This is a genomic window from Saccharopolyspora rhizosphaerae (genome assembly GCF_003931915.1).
Lineage (GTDB): Bacteria > Actinomycetota > Actinomycetes > Mycobacteriales > Pseudonocardiaceae > Saccharopolyspora > Saccharopolyspora rhizosphaerae.
The window spans coordinates 26,295-47,282 of sequence record NZ_RSAA01000008.1 but is presented as its reverse complement, the minus strand read 5'-3'; the positions used below and the strand labels follow the sequence as shown (position 1 = coordinate 47,282).

Sequence of the window (20,988 nt, the reverse complement as noted above, 5' to 3'; positions counted from 1 at the left end):
GAATCCGCAGGTAGCGGCCGGGAGGTGTGCACACATGGGGCGCGCTGTCGGGATCGATCTGGGCACGACCAACTCCGTGGTCGCCGTCTTGGAAGGCGGCGAGCCCACCGTCATCGCCAACTCGGAGGGTGCGCGCACGACTCCGTCGGTGGTGGCCTTCGCGAAGAACGGCGAGCTGTTGACCGGTCAGCCCGCGAAGAACCAGGCGGTCACCAACGTGGACCGCACCATCCGGTCGGTCAAGCGGCACATGGGCACCGACTGGAAGGTCGGCATCGACGGCAAGGACTACACGCCGCAGGAGATCTCCGCGCGTGTGCTGATGAAGCTCAAGCGCGACGCCGAGTCCTACCTCGGTGAAGAGGTCACCGACGCGGTCATCACCGTGCCCGCCTACTTCGACGACGCGCAGCGGCAGACCACCAAGGAAGCCGGGCAGATCGCCGGGCTCAACGTGCTGCGCATCATCAACGAGCCGACCGCGGCGGCCCTGGCCTACGGCCTGGAGAAGGGCGAGAAGGAGCAGACCATCCTGGTCTTCGACCTCGGTGGCGGCACCTTCGACGTCTCGCTGCTGGAGGTGGGCGAAGGCCTGGTGGAGGTGAAGGCGACCTCCGGTGACACGCACCTGGGCGGTGACGACTGGGACGAGCGCATCGTCGAGTGGCTGGTGGAGAAGTTCCGGTCTTCCGCGGGCGTGGACCTCACCCGCGACCCGATGGCGATGCAGCGGATCAAGGAAGCCGCGGAGAAGGCCAAGATCGAGCTGTCGTCCTCGTCGCAAACCACCATCAACCTGCCCTACATCACGGTGGACTCGGACCGGAACCCGCTGTTCCTCGACGAGACGCTGTCGCGGGCCGAGTTCGAGCGGATCACCTCGGACCTGCTGGAGCGCTGCCGCAAGCCGTTCAGCAACGCGATCAAGGACGCCGGTGTCAAGGTCGGCGACATCGACCACGTGGTGCTGGTGGGCGGTGCGACGCGGATGCCGGCGGTGACCGACCTGGTCCGCGAGCTCACCGACGGCAAGGAGCCGAACAAGGGTGTGAACCCCGACGAGGTCGTCGCCGTGGGTGCCTCGCTGCAGGCCGGTGTGCTGCGCGGTGAGGTCAAGGACGTCCTGCTGCTCGACGTCACGCCGTTGTCCCTGGGCATCGAGACCAAGGGCGGCATCATGACGAAGCTGATCGAGCGCAACACCACGATCCCGACCAAGCGCTCGGAGACCTTCACCACCGCCGACGACAACCAGCCGTCGGTGCAGATCCAGGTCTTCCAGGGTGAGCGCGAGATGGCCGCGCACAACAAGAAGCTCGGCTCGTTCGAGCTGACCGGCCTGCCGCCGGCGCCGCGCGGCGTCCCGCAGATCGAGGTCACCTTCGACATCGACGCCAACGGCATCGTGCACGTCTCCGCCAAGGACCTCGGCACCGGCAAGGAGCAGTCCATCAAGATCAGCGGCGGCTCGGCGCTGCCGAAGGAGGACATCGAGCGGATGGTCTCCGACGCCGAGGCCCACGCGGATGAGGACCGCAGGCGGCGCGAGGAGGCCGAGACCCGCAACCAGGCGGAGACGATGGTCTACCAGACCGAGAAGGTCCTCACCGACAACGCGGACAAGATCCCCGAGGACGCCCGGAACCAGGTGAACGAAGCCATCAGCGAGGTCAACGAGGCCCTCAAGGGCGACGACGTCGACCGAATCCGCACGGCGACCGAGAACCTCGCGGCCCAGTCGCAGACCGTCGGCCAGGCGATCTACGGCCAGCAGGGTGCGGGCCAGGCGACCCCGGGCGCGAGCGCTTCGGACGGGTCGAGCTCCACGTCCGGCTCACAGGAAGAGGAGGTCGTCGACGCCGAGATCGTCGACGAGGACGACGACAAGCGCTGATCACGGCAGCACGGCACGGCACCGCCCGAGGGACCGGTCCGCGGGCGGTGCACCTCTGTGCGCTGGTGGTTCGGCTCAGCGTGCCCCGACCGAGTGCCACCGGTTTCGGCGACCGGACATGATGTCCACCGATCTGATGACCTGATCAAGGTGTGTCGCGCTTGCGGTCAACGGGTCGTAATTGGTATCCGGCTGCCGCTCATGCCAATCCACCCGATGTGACGGTCTCCGCCCCGCTGGAGAACCGCGATGGTCAGCACGGCACCCGCAGCGTTCGTGGATCCTCCACTTCACACCGCTTGATCGTGTTGAGAACCCCGCTCACCGCACCGACAGTTACTGACTACCAACGAGACGGCGCAGGGCTTTAGGGGAGGCCGGTATGCGGGGGGTTGTTGCGTGCCAAGTGGTGATCGCGAGCCTGGTCGCGTGCGTGTTGACCGCGTGCGGCGGACCGGACCCGTCCGAGGCGTCGGTGACGACCTCGATCCCGGACAGGACGGCGCAGCTGGCGCCCAGTGATCCGCTGGTGCTCACCGCGCACCGCGGCGTGCTGACCTCGGTCCACGTCACCGCCAACGGCGCCCCGGTGCCCGGCGAGATCGACCGCAGCGGACGCACCTGGACCGTTGACGAGCCGTTGGCCTTCGGCACCACCTACCACGTGCAAGCCGTGGCGCACGACCAGGAAGGCCGCCCGTCGATGCCGCTGAACTCGACGTTCACCACCGCGGCCCCGACCGACATCATCAACGTCGAGCGCACCCGCCCCAGCGACGGCGACACGGTCGGCATCGCGATGCCCGTCTCGATCTACTTCGACAAGCCGGTCAAGGACCGGGCGGCCGTCGAACGCCGCCTCCAGATCGAGACGTCCGTGCCCACCGAGGGCTCGTTCAACTGGTACTCCGACGACCAGGTCAACTGGCGTCCCAAGGAGTACTGGAAGGCCGGCACCCAGGTGAAGGTGCGCGCCAACCTCTACGGCGTCGACACCGGGGACGGGGTGATGGGCGACAAGAACTTCGAGTCGAGCTTCACCATCGGCCGCGACCAGCGCTCGGTCGGCGACGTCAACGAGCACACCTTCACCGTCTACCAGGACGGCCAGGAGATCCGGAAGATGGACGCCTCCTACGGCCGGCCCGCGTACCCGACGCAGTACGGCATCCACGTCGCCACCGAACGCCACGACTCGGTGCGGATGACCTCCTGGAGCTGGGGCGGCCCGGCCCGCGGCAGCGCCGGCGCCTACGACGAGGTGCTGCCCAACGCCGTCCGCATCTCCAACAACGGCGAGTACGTGCACACCAACACGGCGAGCACCGGAGCTCAGGGCAACAGCAACGTGACCCACGGCTGCATCAACCTCTCGGCCGCGGACGGCCGGTGGTTCCTGGAGTTCACGCAGATCGGCGACCCGGTGGAGATCGTCGGCTCGGAGAAACCGCTGACACCGGCCGACGGCGACATCTGGGACTGGACGGTCCCGTGGGAGGAGTACGTGAAGGGCAGCGCCCTCTACCACGCACCCTGACCGAGCACCTGCACGAGGCCCGGAGCGCGCACCGCGCTCCGGGCCCTGTGCTTGGATCGGTGGTGTGGACCTGTTGCGCCATCTCCGGTTCTTCGTCGCGGTCGCCGAGGAAGGGCACTTCGGGCACGCTGCCGACCGGCTGGGCATGACCCAGCCACCCCTGTCGCAAGGCGTGCAGCGGCTGGAGAACCGGCTCGGCGTCACCTTGCTGACCCGGGGTTCCCGCGGCGTCCGGTTGACCACCGCCGGTGCCGACCTGCTGCCCCGGGCCCGGACGTTGCTGGCCGGAGCCGACGAGTTCGCCGAAGCCGCCCGCAGGCAGCGGGAGAACCGCGGGGCCGTGCGCATCGGTGTCCTCCCCGCGCTGGGAGACCGACAGGTCGCGGGCCTGGTCGCCGCACTCCGACAGCCGGACCCCGGAGCTCGCACGGTCATCGTCAGCACGGCCGCGACCGTCGACCTCGTCGACGCCGTGTCCGGCGGGCGGCTGGACTGCGCGGTGGTGCACCACCCGGCGCTGCTCGGCGACCTCGGCACCTCGCCGGTGATCAAGGTCCCGCGCAAGCTCCTGGTGCCCGCCGACCACCCCGCGGCGAGGAAGCCTTCGGTCCGCGCGCTGCGCGGCCTGGCCTGCGCCGCCGCACCTCGCGCCCACGGCACCGCCGCCTTCGACCTGCTGGTGGACACGTTGCGGGAACGCGGTCTCGACCCCGAGTTCCTCCCCGCACCCGGCGACCGCGACGCGCTCAGCGCCGTCGCCGCCGGCCGCGCCTTCGCGCTCAGCACCGACCCCGAGGTCCGCGCACCGGGGGTCGCGGTCGTCGACGCCGAAGACGCGCTGGCGCTGCGGGTCCGGGTCGTCTGGCCCGATCCCTCCCCGCAACCGGAGGTCTGCGCAGCGCTCGAGACCGCGCTGCGGGAGCAGCGGTGAGCGTCGAGCGGCGCATCCGGGCGGTGCTCGCGGACGCCGGCGCGCAGGGGTGGGTGCACGCGGTCCGGCTCGGCGCCGGGGAGCACGAGCTCGGCATCGGCGCCGACGAACTGGTGGTGACCGCCTCGGTCTACAAGTTGCCGCTGCTGGTCGCCCTGGCGCGCGCGTTCGACGCGGGCGTGCTCGACCCGCGCGAGACGATCCGCCTCGACCCGACCTCCTGCACACCCGGCCCGACCGGCGTCTCGATCTTCCAGGACCCGGTGCGGATGTCCTGGCGCGATCTCGGGGCATCGATGGTCTCCGTGTCCGACAACGCCGCCGCCGACGTCCTCCTGGGCGCGATCGGTCTGGAAGCCGTGGCCGACACCCTCGCCGACCTGGGGCTGGATCGGACCCGGGTGGTCGGGGGCACCGCCGACGCGCACGCCGCGCTCGCCCGCGAGATGGGCACGACCAGCGCCGCGGAGGCCTTCGCGCTGCTCGCCGACAACGACGAGGCCCGCACGGTGCGCGCCTACGACCCGTCCTACGCCAGCGCCACCACACCCAGGGAGATGACCCGGCTGCTGGAGCTGATCTGGGCGGATGAGGTCGCCTCGCCGCAGCAGTGCGCCTTCGTCCGCAGGTTGCTCGGACAGCAGGCGTGGATGCACCGGGTCCGCGCCGGGTTCCCGTTCCAGGGGGTGCGCGTCTCCGGCAAGACCGGCACGATCGGCGCGGTCCGCAACGAGGTCTCCGTCGTGGAGTTCGACGGCGAATCGCCGGTCGCCGTCGCGGTGTTCACGCTCGCCGCTCGAGCCGACCCGTCTCTCCCCCGGGTGGACGCGGCCATCGCCGAGTGCGCGCGGATCGCGGTCACCGACCTCCGCTCCGGCCGCCTGTAGCCACAGCGCGCACGCTGGTTCCAGCGGGCTGGAACCGTGTTCGCAAACTTGTTCTCCGGCACTTCTCCGGCGCTCCAGGTGGCCCCCACGTGCGGGGATAGCGAAGCGCTATCGCGACGTCCGCGGGTTCTTATTGGCGCTCTCGGCTGGCGGGTGCTTGATTGGGGGCACCGCATCGACGAGAGGAATTCAGTTGCAGCACAACGCATCCCGCGTGGGGCGGCGGGCCGTCCTGGCGGCGCTGCTGGCCGCGCCGGTGGCCGCCTGCGCACCCCGGACCCAGGCGGCCGCGCCCGCCCCGGCGCTGGGACCGGACCCGGAGCTGGTCGAGCTCGAACGGCGCTACGACGCGCGCCTGGGGCTGTTCGCGCGCAACACCGCCACCGGCCGCACGCTCAGCCACCGCGCCGACGAGCGCGTGGCGCTGTGCTCGACGTTCAAGGTCTACGCCTCGGCCGCGCTGCTCCGCGCCCACGGCCTGGCCGGCGGCTACTTCGAGCGCGTCATCCGCTACGACGCCGGCCAGCTCGTCGAGTACTCGCCGATCACCGAGGGGCGGGTGGGCACCGGCATGACCGTCGGCGAGCTCTGCGCGGCGGCCCTGCAGCACTCCGACAACACCGCGGCCAACCTGCTGCTGCGCGAACTCGGTGGCCCGCAGGCCATCACGGAGTTCGCCCGCAGCATCGGCGATCCGGCGACCCGCCTGGACCGCTGGGAGGTCGAGCTCAACACCGCCATCCCCGGCGACGAGCGGGACACGTCCAGCCCCAGGGCGCTGGCCGACGGGCTGCAGCGGCTCCTGCTCGGCGACGCGCTCGGCGCGGCCGAGCGCGATCGGCTGACCGCGTGGATGCTCGGCAACACCACCGGCGACGCCCGGATCCGCGCCGGAGTGCCGCGCGGCTGGCGCACGGCCGACAAGACCGGCGGCGGCAGCGCCTACGGGGTGGCCAACGACATCGCCGTCACCTGGACCGAGACCGGTACGCCGATCGTGCTCTCGCTGCTCACCAGCCGTCCCCGGGAGGACGACACCGCGAACAACGCGTTGCTGGCCGACGCGACCCGCCTGGTGGTCAGCAGGATCGCGTGATCCGCCGAGCACGGACCGGGAACGTCCCGCTCCCGGTCCGTGCTCGCAGCGCCAGGATCATCTGTCGAAACGACCTGTTTTGATCGCTCTGACGAAGTAGCGCCACTGCGCCGCGTTGGCCGTCAACAAGCCCCCGGCGCGGTCCTTGGTGTCGCGCACGGCGGCGCCACCGAAGACGCGCCCGACCTCGACGCAGTTGGTCTCCTGACTGCTCCGGCTGGACTTGCGCCAACCGACCGGCGACTGCAGCAACGTCACGGTGTTGTCTCCTCTCGGTGGATGAGCTCGTCGACGAGGCGGACCGAGTCGTCGCTGCTCATCGCGAATTGCCCCAGGTCCTTCCCGGCTTTGACGAAGGCCGTCACGTCGCCGGGATCGCGCAGGAACGCGCTGGACCGGTGGTGTTCGAGGTGCACGACGGGGGACGCCTTGGCGAACTCGAGGAGCACGAAGGGCCCGGCGTGCGCGGAAGTCCACCCCGCCGACAGCGGGATGATCCGGATGTCGATGTTCTCGCGGTCGCTCATGTCCCGGACGTGCCGCAGCTGGTCGATGAGCACGGCGCGACCGCCGATCGGCTGGTGCAGAACGGATTCCAGCAGGAACGCCGTGTACCGCACCGGCTCGTCGCGCCGGGTGATCACCTCGCGCCGGCCGAGCCGGACCGCCACGCGCGTGGAGACCTCGTGCTCCGGGATCCCGGTGCCCATGATCGCCCGGGCGTAGTCGGTGGTCTGCAGCAGACCAGGGACGAGGATGGGGGAGACGTCGGTGATCGCCGTGGCGATCCGCTCGAACTCCAGCAGCGCGGTGAGCTGATCGGCCTCACCGACTGAGCCGACCGACACCGAGTTGGGCGGTTCCGCCTGCGCCTCACGGGTGAGCCGCAGCAGCCGATCGCGCGCCGGGCTGGACAGGCCCAGCACCGCGCACACGGCGGACACCGATTCCGTCGAGGGCACCCGTTCGCCGCGTTCCCAGCGGACGACGACGGAGTGCGACACGTCGAGGCGCCCTGCCAACTGCCGCAGCCCGAGACCGGAACGCGACCGCGCGTCCCGGATTTCCGCACCGAGAACGTATGCCCGCGGCGCCGGCGTGGTCTCGCTCATGCACCGCAGCTTATTTCAGGCGCGACGCCGCACCGCACGGTGGGTCGGACTGCGAGCGGACCAACGCAGGCGCGTTCGGCCTGCCCGCTGAACGGCGTCATCCGATCAGGGAATTGCCGCAGTGGTCTCGAGACCACGAGCATTGGTCCCGGTGTGATCGGGACCGCAGCGGGGCCGGGAGGGGCTTCGGTGCGGTCCTCGTTCCGCGCTGCGTGCTCAACGGTGCGGAGACGGCAGAGGGGGAACGATGTATCCGTTTCACTGGGTGCCTGCGAACGGGCGGCGCCACGCGAGCTTGGACAAGCGGCCGTGGGGCAACGCCTACCCGAGCGGGATGGTCGTCAACACGTTGTGCAGCCAGGAGGTCGTGGCCGACGCCACCCGGGAAGCCTGGCTGTGGACGACGTGCGACGACTGCAACGCCGAAGCCAGACGCGTCGCCGAAGCGGTCCAGGGGGCCCCGCGCCTCTCGGTCTAGGGCCTGATCGACAGGTGGCTCTGCTCGCGTCACTGCACATCTCGAATGGCTTCGTGGCGAGTGCGCCGTGATGCCGTGGCGGGCTCGAGGAGCGGCGAGCTACCGTCAGCGCCGAGCGCGGCGCTCTCCCGCAACACCTTCAGCCGCGCTTGGCTCTGCTGGGGGCGACTCGGGGTGGCTCGTTCGGCTGCTTCGGGTAGACGGGTGGCCACGGGGCGTCCTGCAAGCCGGCGGCCATGTCGCGGTCGTAGCGGTCGAGCAGCGGCTCGATCGACTGCGGACGGGCGTCGGCCCACGGGTCGCCGCTCTCGGCGAGCCTGCCGGGGACCGTGGCGATGGTCAGTTCCTCCGGTTCGACCTCGTCCAGGTCGTCCCAGGCGATCGGCGTCGAGACTTGGCCGCCGACCTTCGGTCTCACGCACCAGGCACCGAAAACCGTCTTGTGCGGAGCGTTCTGGTTGAAGTCGACGAACACGCGGCGGCCGCGCTCTTCCTTCCACCACTTCGCGGTGATCAGGTCGGGGTGCCGGCGTTCGAGCTCGCGGGCCAGGGCCACGGCGGCGGCCCGGACCCGGTAGCTGTCCCACTGCGGGAGCAGCGAGACGTAGAGGTGCAGGCCGCGCGAGCCGGAGGTCTTCAGCCGCACGTCGATGCCGTCCTCGGTGAGGAAGTCGCGGGTGAGCACGGCGGCTTCGCAGATCTCGGCGTAGCCGACGCCGGGGGAGGGGTCGAGGTCGATGCGCAGCTCCTCGATCCGGTCCGGGTGCCCGGCCTGGTACGGCCACACGTGGAAGCCCAGGCAACCCATGTTGACCGCCCAGACGATGTGCGCGAGGTCGGCCGCGACGAGGGCGTCGCTGGTGGTCCCGTTGGGCGTCTCGACCACGGTCGTCTGCAGCCACTCCGGTGCCGACGCGGGGACCCGCTTCTGGAACCACGACTTGCCGCCCGCACCGTCGGGGTAGCGTTCCATCAGCAGCGGGCGGCCGCCCAAGGTGTTCAGCAGCGGTTCGGCCACCGCGCGGTAGTAGTTGACGAGGTCGAGCTTGGTCTCACCGCGCGTCTTGAAGAACACCTTGTCCGGGTGCGACACGGACACCTCAGTGCCCCCGACGTCCAGCGTCACGGTCTCGCCCACGACGACCTCCGGTGCTCGTCTCCCAGGACCGCCAGCGTAGGCGGCAGCACGGACGACCGCAGCCACGTCACCACGAGCCTCAGCCCGCGGAAGTCCAGCGGCCGTCAGCCCCCGCCCGAACGGACGACCACCGCCCCGCGCTCCCGCGGGGCCCCGCCCACCGGAGTCACTTGAGCCTGGAGGCCCGCAGAGCGCGGGCCGAGCCACTGCTCCAGGTCCGCGCGCGACATTCGAAAGGGGCTCCGCCGGCTGGGTCGTGGGGCTTGAGCGGCGTCGTCGTGCGAACGCGGTGGGGCCGTGCACCGGCACGGTGCAACGTCAGGAGCGGTGCACGGAGTCCACGGAGCCGCCCAGGCCTTGAGCCGCTCAGGTCACCAGCCGCGTTCGCGCCATTCCGGGAGCTGGGGGCGCTCGGCACCGAGCGTCGAGTCGTCACCGTGGCCCGGGTAGAACCAGGTGTCGTCCGGCAGCTCGGTGAAGACCCGGTTCTCCACGTCGTCGATCAGCGACCGGAAGTCCTCCGGGGAGGTCGTGCGCCCCACACCGCCCGGGAACAGCGAGTCGCCGGTGAACAGGTGCGGGTGGCCCGCCGGGTCCCGGTAGACCAGGGCGATCGAGCCCGGGGTGTGCCCGCGCAGGTGGATCACCGACAGCTCGGAGTCGCCGACCGCGATGGTGTCGCCGTGCTCGACCAGGCGGTCCGGCGGCACCGGCAGCTGCTCGGCGTCGGCCGGGTGCGCCACCGTGAAGCAGCCGGTCGCACCGGCCACGGCGCCCAGGGCCTGCCAGTGGTCGGCGTGCTGGTGGGTGGTGACGATGGTGCGCAGCCGGGGCCGCCGCTCGTCGTGGCCGAGCAGGTCGCTCAGCCGTTCGGGGTCGTTGGCCGCGTCCACCAGCAACGCGTCCCCGGTGCTCTTGCACACCAGCAGGTAGGCGTTGTTGTCCATCGGGCCGACCGAGATCTTGGTGATGGTCAGCGCGTCCAGTTCCCGGCGCGCCGCCGCGCCGCCGGGCTCCACGTGTCCGGTGTACTCAGCTTGAAGCTCCACGGCGGTGAGCCTACGAGGAGTCCCGATCTACATCCAGGGTGGGAGCTCCGGTGCGTCGCCGCTGAGCTCCTCCGGCCCGGTGCGGCCGAGCAGCCAGCCCAGGACCGGGCCCGGTTCGCCGGTGACCTTGGCGGGCTCGGAGGTCGTCCCGCGGAGGTCCCAGGTGCGGTGGTGGGTGCCGAAGTCGACCTCCACCGACACCGCGGGGACGTCGTGGCGGCCGCCGAGCTGCTGGGTGACGTCCTCCAGCAGGAGCTCGGCATCGCCCGACGGGATGTCCGGGAAGTCCACGTCGTGGTCGAGGTCCACCAGGTGCACCCACGCCTCCAGCAGCCGCAGCCGCAGCACGTGCAGGGCGGGGATGTCGTCGCCGCCGGAGAGCGAGACCTCGGCGGTCCAGTCCTCGGTGGGCATCGCCCTCGCCGCCACGGAGAACCGGTCGCTGGAGGCGACCAGGTCCTCCAGCAGCAGCCGGTGGCTGCGGGAGGCGCCCTTGTGGATGGCCTGGTCGCGGTCGTCCCGGCTGGCGTACATCGGGTGCTCGATGCCGGTCCTCGCCCACAGCAGCAGGTTGGAGCAGGCGTCGGCGTTGCGCGCGAGGTGGGTGATCACGTGGGCGCGGCTCCAGCCGGGCAGCAGGCTGGGTTGCCGCACGGAGAGCTCGTCGAGGCTGGTCACGGAGTGCACCAGGGCTTCGGTCACGTGGTCGATCCGAGCCAGGTGGTCGGCGACCTCGTCGGTCAGGGCGGCTTCGGACCACCGGCCCGTGCCGAGAACGATGTCAGCCATGGTTCTACCTCGCGTGGGAGAGGAGAAGTTCGCTGAATGTGAAGTTCCGAGCGTAAACGCGCTGGCCACGCTGGGGACAGTGCCCAATCCGGGGGACATGCGTATCGTCGTGAGGGGGCAGCCAGCGCTCGATCGCGCCACATCTCACACGTTGGGGTGAAGCTGAGCCGCGTGCCCGGCTCGTGACGCCGTCGATCCGAGACTGTCGGTGGCCCCGAATAGCATGGATGTCGCAACGTCGCGACCCGGCGCCGTGTCGACGGCCCTGCTGCATCGAGCCCTGCTGCCTCGAGCCAGCGGCCGCTCGGAGCCGGCGCGCGTTCGCGCAACACCAGAACTTCCTCCGAAGGGATCACCGTGGCTGACCGCCTCGTCGTTCGCGGCGCCCGTGAGCACAACCTGCGCGGGATCGACATCGACCTGCCCCGGGACAGCCTCATCGTGTTCACGGGGCTCTCCGGCTCGGGCAAGTCGAGCCTGGCCTTCGACACCATCTTCGCGGAGGGGCAGCGCCGCTACGTGGAGTCGCTCTCCGCTTACGCCCGGCAGTTCCTCGGCCAGATGGACAAGCCCGACGTGGACTTCATCGAGGGCCTGTCGCCAGCGGTGTCGATCGACCAGAAGTCGACCAGCCGCAACCCGCGGTCCACGGTGGGCACCATTACCGAGGTGTACGACTACCTGCGGCTGCTCTACGCCCGAGCGGGCAAACCGCACTGCCCGACCTGCGGCGAGGCGATCAGCAAGCAGACCCCGCAGCAGATCGTCGACCAGGTGCTGGAGATGCCCGAGCGGGCGAAGTTCCAGGTCCTGGCACCGGTGGTGCGCGGTCGCAAGGGCGAGTACGTCGACCTCTTCGAGCAGCTGCGCTCCTCCGGCTACGCGCGTGTCCGCGTCGACGGTGCCGTGCACCCGCTCGACCAGCCGCCGAAGCTCAAGAAGCAGGAGAAGCACGACATCGCGGTCGTCATCGACCGGCTCACCGTCAAGTCCAGCGCCAAGCAGCGGCTCACCGACTCCGTGGAGACGGCGCTGCGGCTGGCCGACGGCCTGGTGCTGATCGAGTTCGTCGACCTCGACGAGTCCGACCCGGGCCGCGAGCGGAAGTTCTCCGAGAACCTCGCCTGCCCGAACGGGCACGCCCTGGGCGTCGACGAGCTCGAACCCCGCTCCTTCTCCTTCAACTCGCCCTACGGCGCCTGCCCGGAGTGCGCCGGCCTGGGCATCCGCAAGGAGGTCGACCCGGAGCTGGTCGTGCCCGACGAGGACCTCTCGCTCGGCGAGGGCGCCATCGCGCCGTGGGCGGGTGGCCACACCGCCGAGTACTTCACCCGGCTGCTCAAGTCGCTGTCGGAGGCCATCGGGTTCCGGATGGACACCCCGTGGCGGCAGCTGCCCACCAAGGTCAAGAAGGCCGTGCTGCACGGCACCGACGACCAGGTGCACGTGCGCTACCGCAACCGCTACGGCCGCACCCGCTCCTACTACGCCAGCTACGAGGGCGTCATCCCGTTCCTGGAGCGGCGCCTGGAGCAGACCGAGTCGGACTACGCGCGCGAGAAGTACGAGGGCTACATGCGCGACGTGCCGTGCCCGGCCTGCGACGGCACCCGGCTCAAACCCGAGATCCTGGCCGTGACCATGGCCGACGAGCAGGACGAGCTCTCGATCGCCGAGGTCAGCGCGCTGAGCGTGCAGGAGTGCGCCGACTTCCTCAACGGCCTGGTCCTGGGGCCGCGCGAGCAGATGATCGCCGGTGCGGTGCTCAAGGAGATCCAGGCGCGGCTGGGCTTCCTGCTCGACGTGGGCCTGGACTACCTGTCGCTGGACCGCGGTGCGGGCACCCTCTCCGGTGGTGAGGCGCAGCGCATCCGGCTGGCCACGCAGATCGGGTCGGGGCTGGTCGGTGTGCTCTACGTCCTCGACGAGCCCTCGATCGGGCTGCACCAGCGCGACAACCACCGGCTGCTGGAGACGCTGAGCCGGCTGCGCGACCTGGGCAACACGCTGATCGTCGTCGAGCACGACGAGGACACCGTGCGCACCGCCGACTGGGTCGTCGACATCGGCCCCGGCGCGGGCGAGCACGGCGGTGAGGTCGTGCACAGCGGTCCGTACAAGGAGCTGCTCGACAACGACAAGTCGCTGACCGGTGCTTACCTGGCGCGGCGGAAGTCGATCCCGGTGCCGACCGAGCGCCGGGTGCCGGACCGCAAGCGGCAGCTGACCGTCGTCGGCGCGCGCGAGCACAACCTGCGCAAGATCGACGTGTCGTTCCCGCTGGGCCTGCTCACCGTCGTCACCGGCGTCTCCGGGTCGGGCAAGTCGACGCTGGTCAACGACATCCTGGCCTCGGTGCTGGCCAACAAGCTCAACGGCGCGCGGCAGGTGCCCGGCCGCCACACGCGGGTCAAGGGCCTGGAGCACGTCGACAAGCTGGTGCAGGTCGACCAGTCGCCGATCGGCCGCACGCCGCGGTCCAACCCGGCGACCTACACCGGCGTGTTCGACCACATCCGCAAGCTCTTCGCCGCGACCACCGAGGCCAAGGTGCGCGGCTACCAGCCGGGCCGGTTCTCGTTCAACATCAAGGGCGGCCGGTGCGAGGCGTGCGCGGGCGACGGCACTCTGAAGATCGAGATGAACTTCCTGCCCGACGTCTACGTCCCCTGCGAGGTGTGCAAGGGCGCCCGGTACAACCGGGAAACCCTCGAGGTGCACTACAAGGGCAAGACGATCTCCGAGGTCCTCGACATGCCGATCGAGGAGGCCGCGGAGTTCTTCGCCCCGATCAACGCCATCCACCGGCACCTCAAGACGCTGGTGGACGTCGGCCTGGGGTACGTGCGGCTGGGCCAGCCGGCCCCGACGCTGTCGGGTGGCGAGGCGCAGCGCGTCAAGCTGGCCAGCGAGCTGCAGAAGCGCTCCACCGGCAGCACCGTCTACATCCTCGACGAGCCGACCACGGGCCTGCACTTCGAGGACATCCGCAAGCTGCTCGGCGTGATCAACGGCCTGGTCGACAAGGGCAACACGGTGATCGTCATCGAGCACAACCTCGACGTCATCAAGACCGCCGACTGGATCGTCGACATGGGACCCGAGGGCGGCAACGGCGGTGGCCTGCTGGTGGCCGAGGGCATGCCCGAGGACCTCGCCGAGGTCGAGGACAGCCACACCGGTCGCTTCCTCGCCGAAGTCCTGGGCTGAGGCGGTTTCCGGACACCCGCCTGGAGTTCCGCACCTGATCGTTTGTAGCCTTTCCGCCGATGTGCGGGTCGTCACCACCTGACGGCCCGCACTGGGAAACGCAGCGGTGAAGGTCGCCGGGCGCCGCATCCCGACGCCTGCTGACGCGACATGTCCCGCGCCACAAGCGGAGGGGAAGTACCCGTGGAAGCGCTCAACGACGCGATCGTCGCGTTGAACGACACGTTCTGGCTGTACCTCATCATTCCGGTGCTCGCGGCGCTGAGCCTCTACTTCACGGTCCGGTCGAGGGCCGTGCAGGTCCGGATGATCCCGGAGATGGTCCGCGCGATGGGCGGCAAGGCCGAGACCGCCGAGGACGGCGGCAAGGCCATCTCGTCCTTCCAGGCGTTCGCGATCTCCGCCGCCGCCCGCATCGGCACCGGCAACATCGCCGGTGTGGCCACCGCCATCGCCCTCGGCGGACCCGGGGCGGTGTTCTGGATGTGGACGATGGGCCTGGTCGTGGGAGCGGCCAGCTTCGTGGAGTCGACCTTGGCGCAGCTGTACAAGGTGCGGGACACGGCGGGGTACCGCGGCGGCCCGGCCTACTACATGCTGCACGGCCTGCGGGCGCGCTGGATGGGCGTGCTGTTCGCCGTGGTGATCACGGTGACGTTCGGCTTGGTGTTCAGCGCGGTCCAGGCCAACACGATCGTCGACGCGATCGTCACCTCGGCCGAGGCCACCGGGATGAGCTCGAACGGCTGGGTGCAGCCGGTCCTCGGGCTGGCGCTGGTCGGGCTGACCGCGCTGATCATCTTCGGCGGTGTGCGCCGCATCGCGCAGGTCGCGGAACTGCTCGTCCCGTTCATGGCCGGCCTCTACATGCTGCTCGGCCTGGTCGTCGTGGTGCTCAACGTCGACGCGCTGCCCGGCGTGATCAGCCAGATCTTCGCGCACGCCTTCGGTTTCGAGGCGATCGCGGGTGGTGGCATCGGCGCGGCGATCGTGCAGGGCGTCCGCCGCGGCATGTTCTCCAACGAGGCGGGCCTGGGCTCGGCGCCGAACGCGGGCGCGACCGCCTCGGTCAGCCACCCGGTCAAGCAGGGCTTGGTGCAGACGCTCGGCGTCTACGTCGACACGTTGCTGGTGTGCTCGACGACCGCGTTCATCGTGCTGCTGTCGAACCCCACTTACGGTGACAGCGACCGCGGCGCCTCGATGACCCAGGAGGCGATGCAGGCCAACCTCGGCGAGTGGTCGCTGCACCTGATGACGCTGGTCATCCTGCTGGTGGCGTTCACCTCGGTGCTGGGCAACTACTACTACGGCGAGTCCAACGTCGGCTTCCTGACCGGGAACCCGGCGGTGCTGACCGGCTACAAGTGGGGCGTGCTCGTCGTGGTGTTCCTGGGTTCCGTCGGTTCCTCGGACCTGGTCTGGAACCTCGCCGACACCACGATGGGTGTGATGGCGCTGGTCAACCTCGCCGCGATCGCACCGCTGGGCGCCGTCGCGCTCAAGCTGTTGCGCGACTACGACGACCAGCGCCGCCAGGGGCTCGACCCGGTCTTCACCCGAGACCGCCTCCCGGAGCTCACCGGCATCCAGTGCTGGCCGCCCCGCGAAACCACCAAGGCCGACGCCTGAGTCCTTCTCGAGGAGTCGCTCCGCGCGGCTGAGCCGCTGTTCCGAGCCCCGCCGCGCGCGGGAGCCCTCGAACTCGCGCGAAGTTCGACGCCCGAAGCCCCCTCGAACTTCGCGCGAGGTTCGAAGCTCCGGGCTCAGCCGACACCGCCGCCCTCCCTCGCACGGGTGACGTCCACGGCGAGCACGCCGGGACGCCGTCCTCCGGTGCGCGCCACGAGCGGGCGGAGAGTTCTGGTGTCCTCCCGGCGGCGATGGCGTTCCGCGAAGTTCGACCCTGCGGGTCCCCCTCCCACCTCGCGCGACATGTGACGGTGAAGGTTCCCGGTCGAAATGCGCGCGAGATCTCGACGTTTCAAGGTCTCGGTCGACATTCGCGCGAGAGGTGAGGGCCCGAGCGCACCGATGAGGCCGAGGTGGCTCTCGGCGCTCTGATCAGTGCCTTGGCGGTGTCGTCGTGCCCGAGAGCGCAGGCCTGGCGCGCCACCAGGCCGCTGCGCACCAGTGCCACCGCGGTGGTGGCGTCGCCTAGCAGTGGCGAGCGACGGGCTGGTTGAGCCGTTCGAGCTTGCGATGCCGCGACCAGCGCTGTTGCACGTCCGACAGCTACCGCTGGCGAGGACGCCCCTGCTTCGCCGGGGTTCCGGCACAGCTTCTCGACCCTTCACACCACCGGGACGACGGTACCGGGATCACAGGGTGGCGGAGCGGGTGTCGCCGGAACGGATCAGCGGGGCCTGCCCGCGACACCTGGGCGCAGCTGCCACGGGTAGGGGCCGTCCAGCGGGCGGTACTCGACGCCGTAGGCGTCCAGGCGGGGCAGGTGGTGGTGCACCAACCGGTGCTGGAACTCCGCGGGGTCGCGTTCGGCGCTCCACGCCACCTCGGCGAACGCGCACAGGCGGGGGAACGCCGCGTAGTCGACGCGGGCGGCGGAGTCGAGGTGCTCGGTCCACAAGTGTGCTTGCAGGCCCAGCACCCGTTCGGTCGGCGGTGCGTAGTCGTAGACGTTCTCCAGCGTGTTGAGGTGGCCGACCGGGACCGGTTCGTCGGGGTGGTCGGACTGGCGGTGGTCGAGGTAGAAGTGCGTCTCCGGGCACAGCAGCACGTCGTTGCCCGCTTCGGCCGCGCGGGCGATCGCCTGCGGGTCCTGCCACGCCAGCACGATGGTCCCCTGCGGCAGCGTGGTCAGCTGCACCGCGTCGTCCCACGCCGAGGTGCGCCGGCCTCGGGCGTGCACGTGCTCGACCAGCCGTCGCAGCAGCGCGCCATGCGCCGGTGTGGCGCCGGGAACTTCGTCGCCGCCGAGGCAGATCACCGGGGAGGGGAAGATCGCCATCACGTGGTCGAGCACGTCGTGGAAGAAGTCCACCGTCGCCCGCCGAGGAGCGAGGATCCGGTCGCTGACGCCCCAGGAGTCCCACACCGGCACGGGATCACCCGTGCCCAGCTCGGGGTAAGCGGCGATGGCGGCTTGGCTGTGGCCCGGCACGTCGATCTCCGGCACGACGGTGACGTGGTGCTCGGCGGCGTAGGCCACGATCTCCTGCAGGTCCTCGGTCGTGTAGTAGCCGCCGTGCGGTTGCTGGTCGTGCTCCGGCACCTCGGCCCGGCCGACCTCGGAGCGCGCACGCCAGGAGCCGATGCGGGTCAGCTCCGGGTACTGCGGGACCTCGACGCGCCAGCCCTGGTCGTCGGTGAGGTGCAGGTGCAGCACGTTGAGCTTGTGCATCGCCAGCAGCTCGACGAACCGCAGCACGTCCCGCTTGGGCAAGAAGTGCCGAGCCACGTCGAGGTGGCAGCCGCGCCATCCGAACCGCGGGTGGTCCTCGACCACCCCGCACGGCAGCGACAGCGGCTCGTCGCGGACGGGAGCGCGGCGGAAGGCGTCCGGCGGCAGCAGCTGGCGCAGCGTCTGCGCCGCGTGGTGCGCTGCGGCGGTGTGCTGCGCGGTCACCAGCACGTGCTCGGGACCGATCTCCACGCGGTGCCCGTTCACGCCGTGGTCGATCCGGAACTCGATGGTCGGCTTGGCCGCCAGCGGCAGCGGGAGTCCCGTCGCGGCACCGACGTGCCTGCGGAACCAGCGGGCGACGCTCGGTTCCCCGCCGACGCTGGTGCGGATGTCCAGCGTCAGCTGGCCGGGAGCGTGCTCGACGCGCCGCGGGCGCGGCAGCAGCGAGTGGAAGCTCATCCCTTCACCGCGCCGGACAGTTCCGACACCAGGTTCCGCTGGACGAGCACGAAGAAGATCAACACCGGGATGGTCATCAAGGTCGAGCCTGCCATGATCGCACCCCAGTCGTCTCCCTCAGGGCTGAAGAAGACCAGGATCGCCATCGGCAGCGTTTGGTTCTCGGTGGCGGAGATGATGAAGGTCTTCGCGAACAGGAAGTCGTTCCAGGCGTGGATGAACGACAGCACGCTGGTGGCGACGAGCCCCGGTGCCACCAGGGGGAACAGCACCTGCCAGACGAACCGGGCGCGGCCGGCACCGTCCAGTGTGGCCGCCTCCTCCAGCTCCACCGGCACGGCGGCGACGAAACCGCGCAGCATCCAGATCGACAGCGGCAGGCTGAAGGCCAGGTGCACCAGCACGAGCGAGCCGAGGTGGTTGAGGCCGAACACCGGCACGGCCGAACCCACGTGGCGCATCAGGAAGAACAGCGGGATCGTCAGCGCCTCCACCGGGACCATCTGCGCGACCAGCAACATCACCAGCAGCACCGCGCGACCCCTGATCCGGAACCGGGTGAGCGCCACCGCCGCCAGGAACGACAACAGCAGTGAGAGCAGCACCACCGCGCCCGCCACGAGGAGGCTGTTGAGGAAGTAGCCGCCGAGCCCGTCGACGGTGAGCACCCGGCGGAACCCGTCGAGGGTGGGTGCGGTGGTCCAGGGCCGCGGGTCGGTGGACTGCAGCTCGGCTTCCGGTTTGAACGCTGACAGCACCATCCAGTACAGCGGGAACGCCACCAGCGCCGCGATCACGACCGCGGCGGTGTTGGCCAGCGCGCGGGACCTCCTCATGCCAGGACCTCGTTCCCGCGCTGCGCGCGCAGGTAGAGCAGCGTGATCACCAGCAGCAGGGCGGTCATCACCACGCCGATCGCCGAGCCCGTCCCGTAGTTCGACGCGGCGAAGGCCTCCTGGTACGCGTAGACGTTGAGCACCATGTTCTGCCCGGCGATCCCGCCGCCGTTGGTCATCACGTAGATCTGCGTGAACACCTTGAAGTCCCAGATGATCGACTGGATGGTGGCGATGACGAGCACCGGCCGCAACATCGGCAGCAGGACGCTGCGCGCGGTCCGCCAGGCCGAAGCGCCGTCCAGCGCGGCGGCCTCCACCACCTCGCCCGGGATCCCGGTGAGTCCCGCGTAGGTGGTCACCAGCACGAACGGGAACGAGCACCAGATCACCTCGGCGGCCACCAGGCCGAAGGCGAGGTACTTGTCGTAGGTCCAGGAGAACTCTTCGGCACCGCTGATCCCGATCCCGGTCAGCACCTCGTTGACCAGTCCGAAGTCCTGGTCGAACAGGAACAGCCACACCGTCGACCCGGCCACGGCCGGCGTGGCCCAAGCTCCGATGGCGGCCAGGAACAGCAGGATCCGGGGCAGCGGCGCGATCTTCGTCGCGAGCACGGCAAGTCCGATGCCCACCGCGAGGCTGCCGAGCACGCAGACCGCAGCGAAGGCGCAGGTCTGCAGCAGGACCGTCCAGAACTCCGCGTCGCCGAACAGCGCCCGGTAGTTGCCCGCGCCCAGGAACTCCAGCGGCGCCCCACCGGAGGCCTGGGCTTGCCCGTACTCGTACAGCGAGATCTGCACCAGCTGGTAGAGCGGGTAGCACATCATGGCGACGAGCAGCAGCGCCGCCGGCGCGAGGTGGAGCAGCGCCATCATCGGCCTTCGAAGGCGGCGTTCATCTGCTCAGCCGCTCGCCGGGCGGCCTCGTCGACCGGCGTTCCGCCGATCACCTGCTGCACCATGGTCGGCAGGACGCCCTGCGCGTCGATCTCCGACCACGCCGCGGTGGCGGGCACGAAGTGCGTTCCGCCGCGCAAGGTCCTCACGAACGGCGCGGCGGCCGGGTCGCTCTCGGCCACCTCGCCCTGGACGTCGAGGAACGTGGGCAGGTTTCCCATCGCGTCGTACATCTTGCGCTGGTACTCCTTGCCCGCCAGCAGCTGGACGAACTCCCGCGCCAGCGTCGAGCGCTGCGAGGAGTTGAGCACCGACAGCAGGTTCCCGCCCGCGAAGGCCGGTGCGGTCGACCCGGGCTGCTCTCCGGGCAGCGGCACCACCGCGTACTTGCCCGCCACGCCCGCCTCGACGGCCTTGCGGTTGAAGTCCCCGCCGATGGTCATCGCGGCCTTGCCGGAGGCGAAGGCCTGCACGCTCTGGCTTCCGGTCATGTCGGCGCACTGCTCGGGCGGGCAGGCGCCGCCGGCGATCAGGTCGGCGTAGGCCTCGATGCCACGCTGGGCCTCGGGGCTGTCGAGTGTGGACACCCAGCGCTGCCCCTCCTGGCGTGCCAGGTCCCCGCCCGCGGCCCAGATGAAGGGCATCAGCGCGTAGTGGTACTTGCCGCCGGTGGCGATGCCGTAGAGGTCGGGACGCTGCTCGCGGATGCGCCGCGCGGTGGCCAGCAGCTCGCCGGTGGTGCGCGGCGGCTGCAGCCCGAGTTCGTCGAAGACGTCGGTGCGGTAGTACAGCGCGCGGACCCCGGTGTACCAGGGCACGCCGAAGACCTCGCCTGCCACCCGCGCGGTGTCCAGCGCGGACGGGGCGAGGTCGGCGGATTCGGGCCACCGCGGCAGTTCCTCGGTCAGGTCGCGGAGGCCACCCGCTGCGACGTACCCCGCGAGGTCGGTGTTGCCGACCTCGGCGACGTCCGGTGCGCTGGCCGGGTCGTTGAACGCGCCGGTGAAGCGCTCGGACCGCGTCTCCACCGCGATGTACTGCACGTCGACCTCGACACCGGGGTGGTCGCGTTCGAAGCGCGCCACGGCTTCGTCCACAGTGGCCTGCTTGGGCGCCCGGTTGGCCTCGTCGAACAGCCACACCCGCAGGGTGCCGGTCCGCTCGTCCACCGCCGGTCCCGTCTGCTGGACCTGCGGTGGCCCGCAGGCCGCGAGCAACGCAGCGACGGCGGCGACGAGGACGGCTCTGGCTGCGCGCATGACTGGTCTCCGTTGTGCTGTTCGGTCGAGCTCGGTGTACCGGGAAAGCG

17 protein-coding genes are annotated in these 20,988 nt (G+C 70.4%); 8 read left to right on the top strand and 9 right to left on the bottom strand.

Annotated features, from left to right (window positions below; all coding sequences use genetic code 11):
* Nucleotides 1-34 precede the first annotated feature (34 nt).
* From dnaK to bla, 5 genes are all read left to right on the top strand, one after another.
* Nucleotides 35-1,894 carry a molecular chaperone DnaK gene (dnaK, locus tag EIL87_RS09420; RefSeq protein WP_125089832.1) on the top strand — a complete coding sequence of 620 codons (1,860 nt, stop codon included), beginning with the start codon at nucleotides 35-37 and terminating at the stop codon, nucleotides 1,892-1,894.
* A gap of 382 nt (nucleotides 1,895-2,276) precedes the next feature.
* Entirely contained in the window at nucleotides 2,277-3,431 is a 1,155-nt protein-coding gene (locus tag EIL87_RS09415) for a L,D-transpeptidase (protein ID WP_125089831.1), read from the top strand.
* 64 nt (nucleotides 3,432-3,495) lie between these two features.
* Nucleotides 3,496-4,362, top strand: coding sequence for a LysR family transcriptional regulator (locus EIL87_RS09410; RefSeq protein WP_125089830.1), 867 nt, complete (start codon nucleotides 3,496-3,498; stop codon nucleotides 4,360-4,362).
* Entirely contained in the window at nucleotides 4,359-5,249 is an 891-nt protein-coding gene (locus tag EIL87_RS09405) for a serine hydrolase (protein ID WP_125089829.1), read from the top strand. The genes EIL87_RS09410 and EIL87_RS09405 overlap by 4 nt, the downstream gene beginning before the upstream one ends.
* A 214-nt stretch (nucleotides 5,250-5,463) precedes the next feature.
* On the top strand, nucleotides 5,464-6,345 hold the full coding sequence (gene bla, locus EIL87_RS09400) for a class A beta-lactamase (RefSeq protein ID WP_407690531.1): 882 nt from the start codon (nucleotides 5,464-5,466) through the stop codon (nucleotides 6,343-6,345).
* Nucleotides 6,346-6,402: 57 nt separating this feature from the next.
* Here bla and EIL87_RS09395 read toward each other — a convergent pair whose 3' ends face one another.
* Both EIL87_RS09395 and EIL87_RS09390 read right to left on the bottom strand, forming a co-directional pair.
* On the bottom strand, nucleotides 6,403-6,597 hold the full coding sequence (locus EIL87_RS09395) for a DUF397 domain-containing protein (protein ID WP_125090006.1): 195 nt from the start codon (nucleotides 6,595-6,597) through the stop codon (nucleotides 6,403-6,405).
* Between the two features lie 2 nt (nucleotides 6,598-6,599).
* A complete protein-coding gene (locus tag EIL87_RS09390) occupies nucleotides 6,600-7,457 on the bottom strand; it encodes a helix-turn-helix domain-containing protein (protein WP_125089827.1) in 858 nt (285 codons plus the stop codon).
* A gap of 265 nt (nucleotides 7,458-7,722) precedes the next feature.
* On the opposite strand from EIL87_RS09390, the gene EIL87_RS09385 reads away from it, so the two are divergent.
* The gene (locus tag EIL87_RS09385) at nucleotides 7,723-7,935 is read left to right on the top strand and encodes a zinc finger protein (protein ID WP_233576132.1); all 213 of its coding nucleotides are present in this window, start codon (nucleotides 7,723-7,725) and stop codon (nucleotides 7,933-7,935) included.
* A gap of 139 nt (nucleotides 7,936-8,074) precedes the next feature.
* On the opposite strand, the gene ligD is transcribed toward EIL87_RS09385, so the two are convergent.
* The 3 genes from ligD to EIL87_RS09370 all read right to left on the bottom strand — a co-directional run bounded on the left by ligD (nucleotide 8,075) and on the right by EIL87_RS09370 (nucleotide 10,911).
* On the bottom strand, nucleotides 8,075-9,073 hold the full coding sequence (ligD, locus tag EIL87_RS09380; protein WP_125089825.1) for a non-homologous end-joining DNA ligase: 999 nt from the start codon (nucleotides 9,071-9,073) through the stop codon (nucleotides 8,075-8,077).
* Between the two features lie 371 nt (nucleotides 9,074-9,444).
* The gene (locus tag EIL87_RS09375; protein ID WP_125089824.1) at nucleotides 9,445-10,122 is read right to left on the bottom strand and encodes an MBL fold metallo-hydrolase; all 678 of its coding nucleotides are present in this window, start codon (nucleotides 10,120-10,122) and stop codon (nucleotides 9,445-9,447) included.
* A 27-nt stretch (nucleotides 10,123-10,149) separates the two neighbouring features.
* The gene (locus EIL87_RS09370) at nucleotides 10,150-10,911 is read right to left on the bottom strand and encodes a maleylpyruvate isomerase N-terminal domain-containing protein (protein ID WP_125089823.1); all 762 of its coding nucleotides are present in this window, start codon (nucleotides 10,909-10,911) and stop codon (nucleotides 10,150-10,152) included.
* Nucleotides 10,912-11,268: 357 nt separating this feature from the next.
* On the opposite strand from EIL87_RS09370, the gene uvrA reads away from it, so the two are divergent.
* Nucleotides 11,269-14,121, top strand: a complete 2,853-nt coding sequence (uvrA, locus tag EIL87_RS09365) for an excinuclease ABC subunit UvrA (protein WP_125089822.1) — start codon at nucleotides 11,269-11,271, stop codon at nucleotides 14,119-14,121.
* 183 nt (nucleotides 14,122-14,304) lie between these two features.
* Nucleotides 14,305-15,753, top strand: coding sequence for an alanine/glycine:cation symporter family protein (locus tag EIL87_RS09360; RefSeq protein WP_125089821.1), 1,449 nt, complete (start codon nucleotides 14,305-14,307; stop codon nucleotides 15,751-15,753).
* A 724-nt stretch (nucleotides 15,754-16,477) separates the two neighbouring features.
* Here EIL87_RS09360 and EIL87_RS09355 read toward each other — a convergent pair.
* The 4 genes from EIL87_RS09355 to EIL87_RS09340 are packed head-to-tail and all read right to left on the bottom strand — an operon-like array spanning nucleotide 16,478 to nucleotide 20,938.
* Nucleotides 16,478-17,944 (bottom strand): beta-N-acetylhexosaminidase, encoded by a 1,467-nt coding sequence (locus EIL87_RS09355; protein ID WP_125089820.1) that lies wholly within the window; start codon nucleotides 17,942-17,944, stop codon nucleotides 16,478-16,480.
* The gene (locus tag EIL87_RS09350; RefSeq protein WP_125089819.1) at nucleotides 17,941-18,780 is read right to left on the bottom strand and encodes a carbohydrate ABC transporter permease; all 840 of its coding nucleotides are present in this window, start codon (nucleotides 18,778-18,780) and stop codon (nucleotides 17,941-17,943) included. Before EIL87_RS09350 ends, EIL87_RS09355 begins: the two co-directional genes overlap by 4 nt.
* Nucleotides 18,777-19,655 (bottom strand): carbohydrate ABC transporter permease, encoded by an 879-nt coding sequence (locus EIL87_RS09345; protein WP_233576131.1) that lies wholly within the window; start codon nucleotides 19,653-19,655, stop codon nucleotides 18,777-18,779. The genes EIL87_RS09350 and EIL87_RS09345 overlap by 4 nt, the downstream gene beginning before the upstream one ends.
* The gene (locus EIL87_RS09340) at nucleotides 19,655-20,938 is read right to left on the bottom strand and encodes an extracellular solute-binding protein (protein ID WP_125089817.1); all 1,284 of its coding nucleotides are present in this window, start codon (nucleotides 20,936-20,938) and stop codon (nucleotides 19,655-19,657) included. Before EIL87_RS09340 ends, EIL87_RS09345 begins: the two co-directional genes overlap by 1 nt.
* Nucleotides 20,939-20,988: the final 50 nt, after the last annotated feature.

Bases quoted from the DNA above. Each gene is read 5' to 3' on its own strand.
- dnaK (WP_125089832.1), top strand. From the start codon at position 35: ATGGGGCGCGCTGTCGGGATCGATCTGGGCACGACCAACTCCGTGGTC.
- EIL87_RS09415 (WP_125089831.1), top strand. From the start codon at position 2,277: ATGCGGGGGGTTGTTGCGTGCCAAGTGGTGATCGCGAGCCTGGTCGCG.
- EIL87_RS09390 (WP_125089827.1), bottom strand. From the start codon at position 7,457: ATGAGCGAGACCACGCCGGCGCCGCGGGCATACGTTCTCGGTGCGGAA.
- EIL87_RS09370 (WP_125089823.1), bottom strand. From the start codon at position 10,911: ATGGCTGACATCGTTCTCGGCACGGGCCGGTGGTCCGAAGCCGCCCTG.
- EIL87_RS09355 (WP_125089820.1), bottom strand. From the start codon at position 17,944: ATGAGCTTCCACTCGCTGCTGCCGCGCCCGCGGCGCGTCGAGCACGCT.
- EIL87_RS09350 (WP_125089819.1), bottom strand. From the start codon at position 18,780: ATGAGGAGGTCCCGCGCGCTGGCCAACACCGCCGCGGTCGTGATCGCG.
- EIL87_RS09345 (WP_233576131.1), bottom strand. From the start codon at position 19,655: ATGGCGCTGCTCCACCTCGCGCCGGCGGCGCTGCTGCTCGTCGCCATG.
- EIL87_RS09340 (WP_125089817.1), bottom strand. From the start codon at position 20,938: ATGCGCGCAGCCAGAGCCGTCCTCGTCGCCGCCGTCGCTGCGTTGCTC.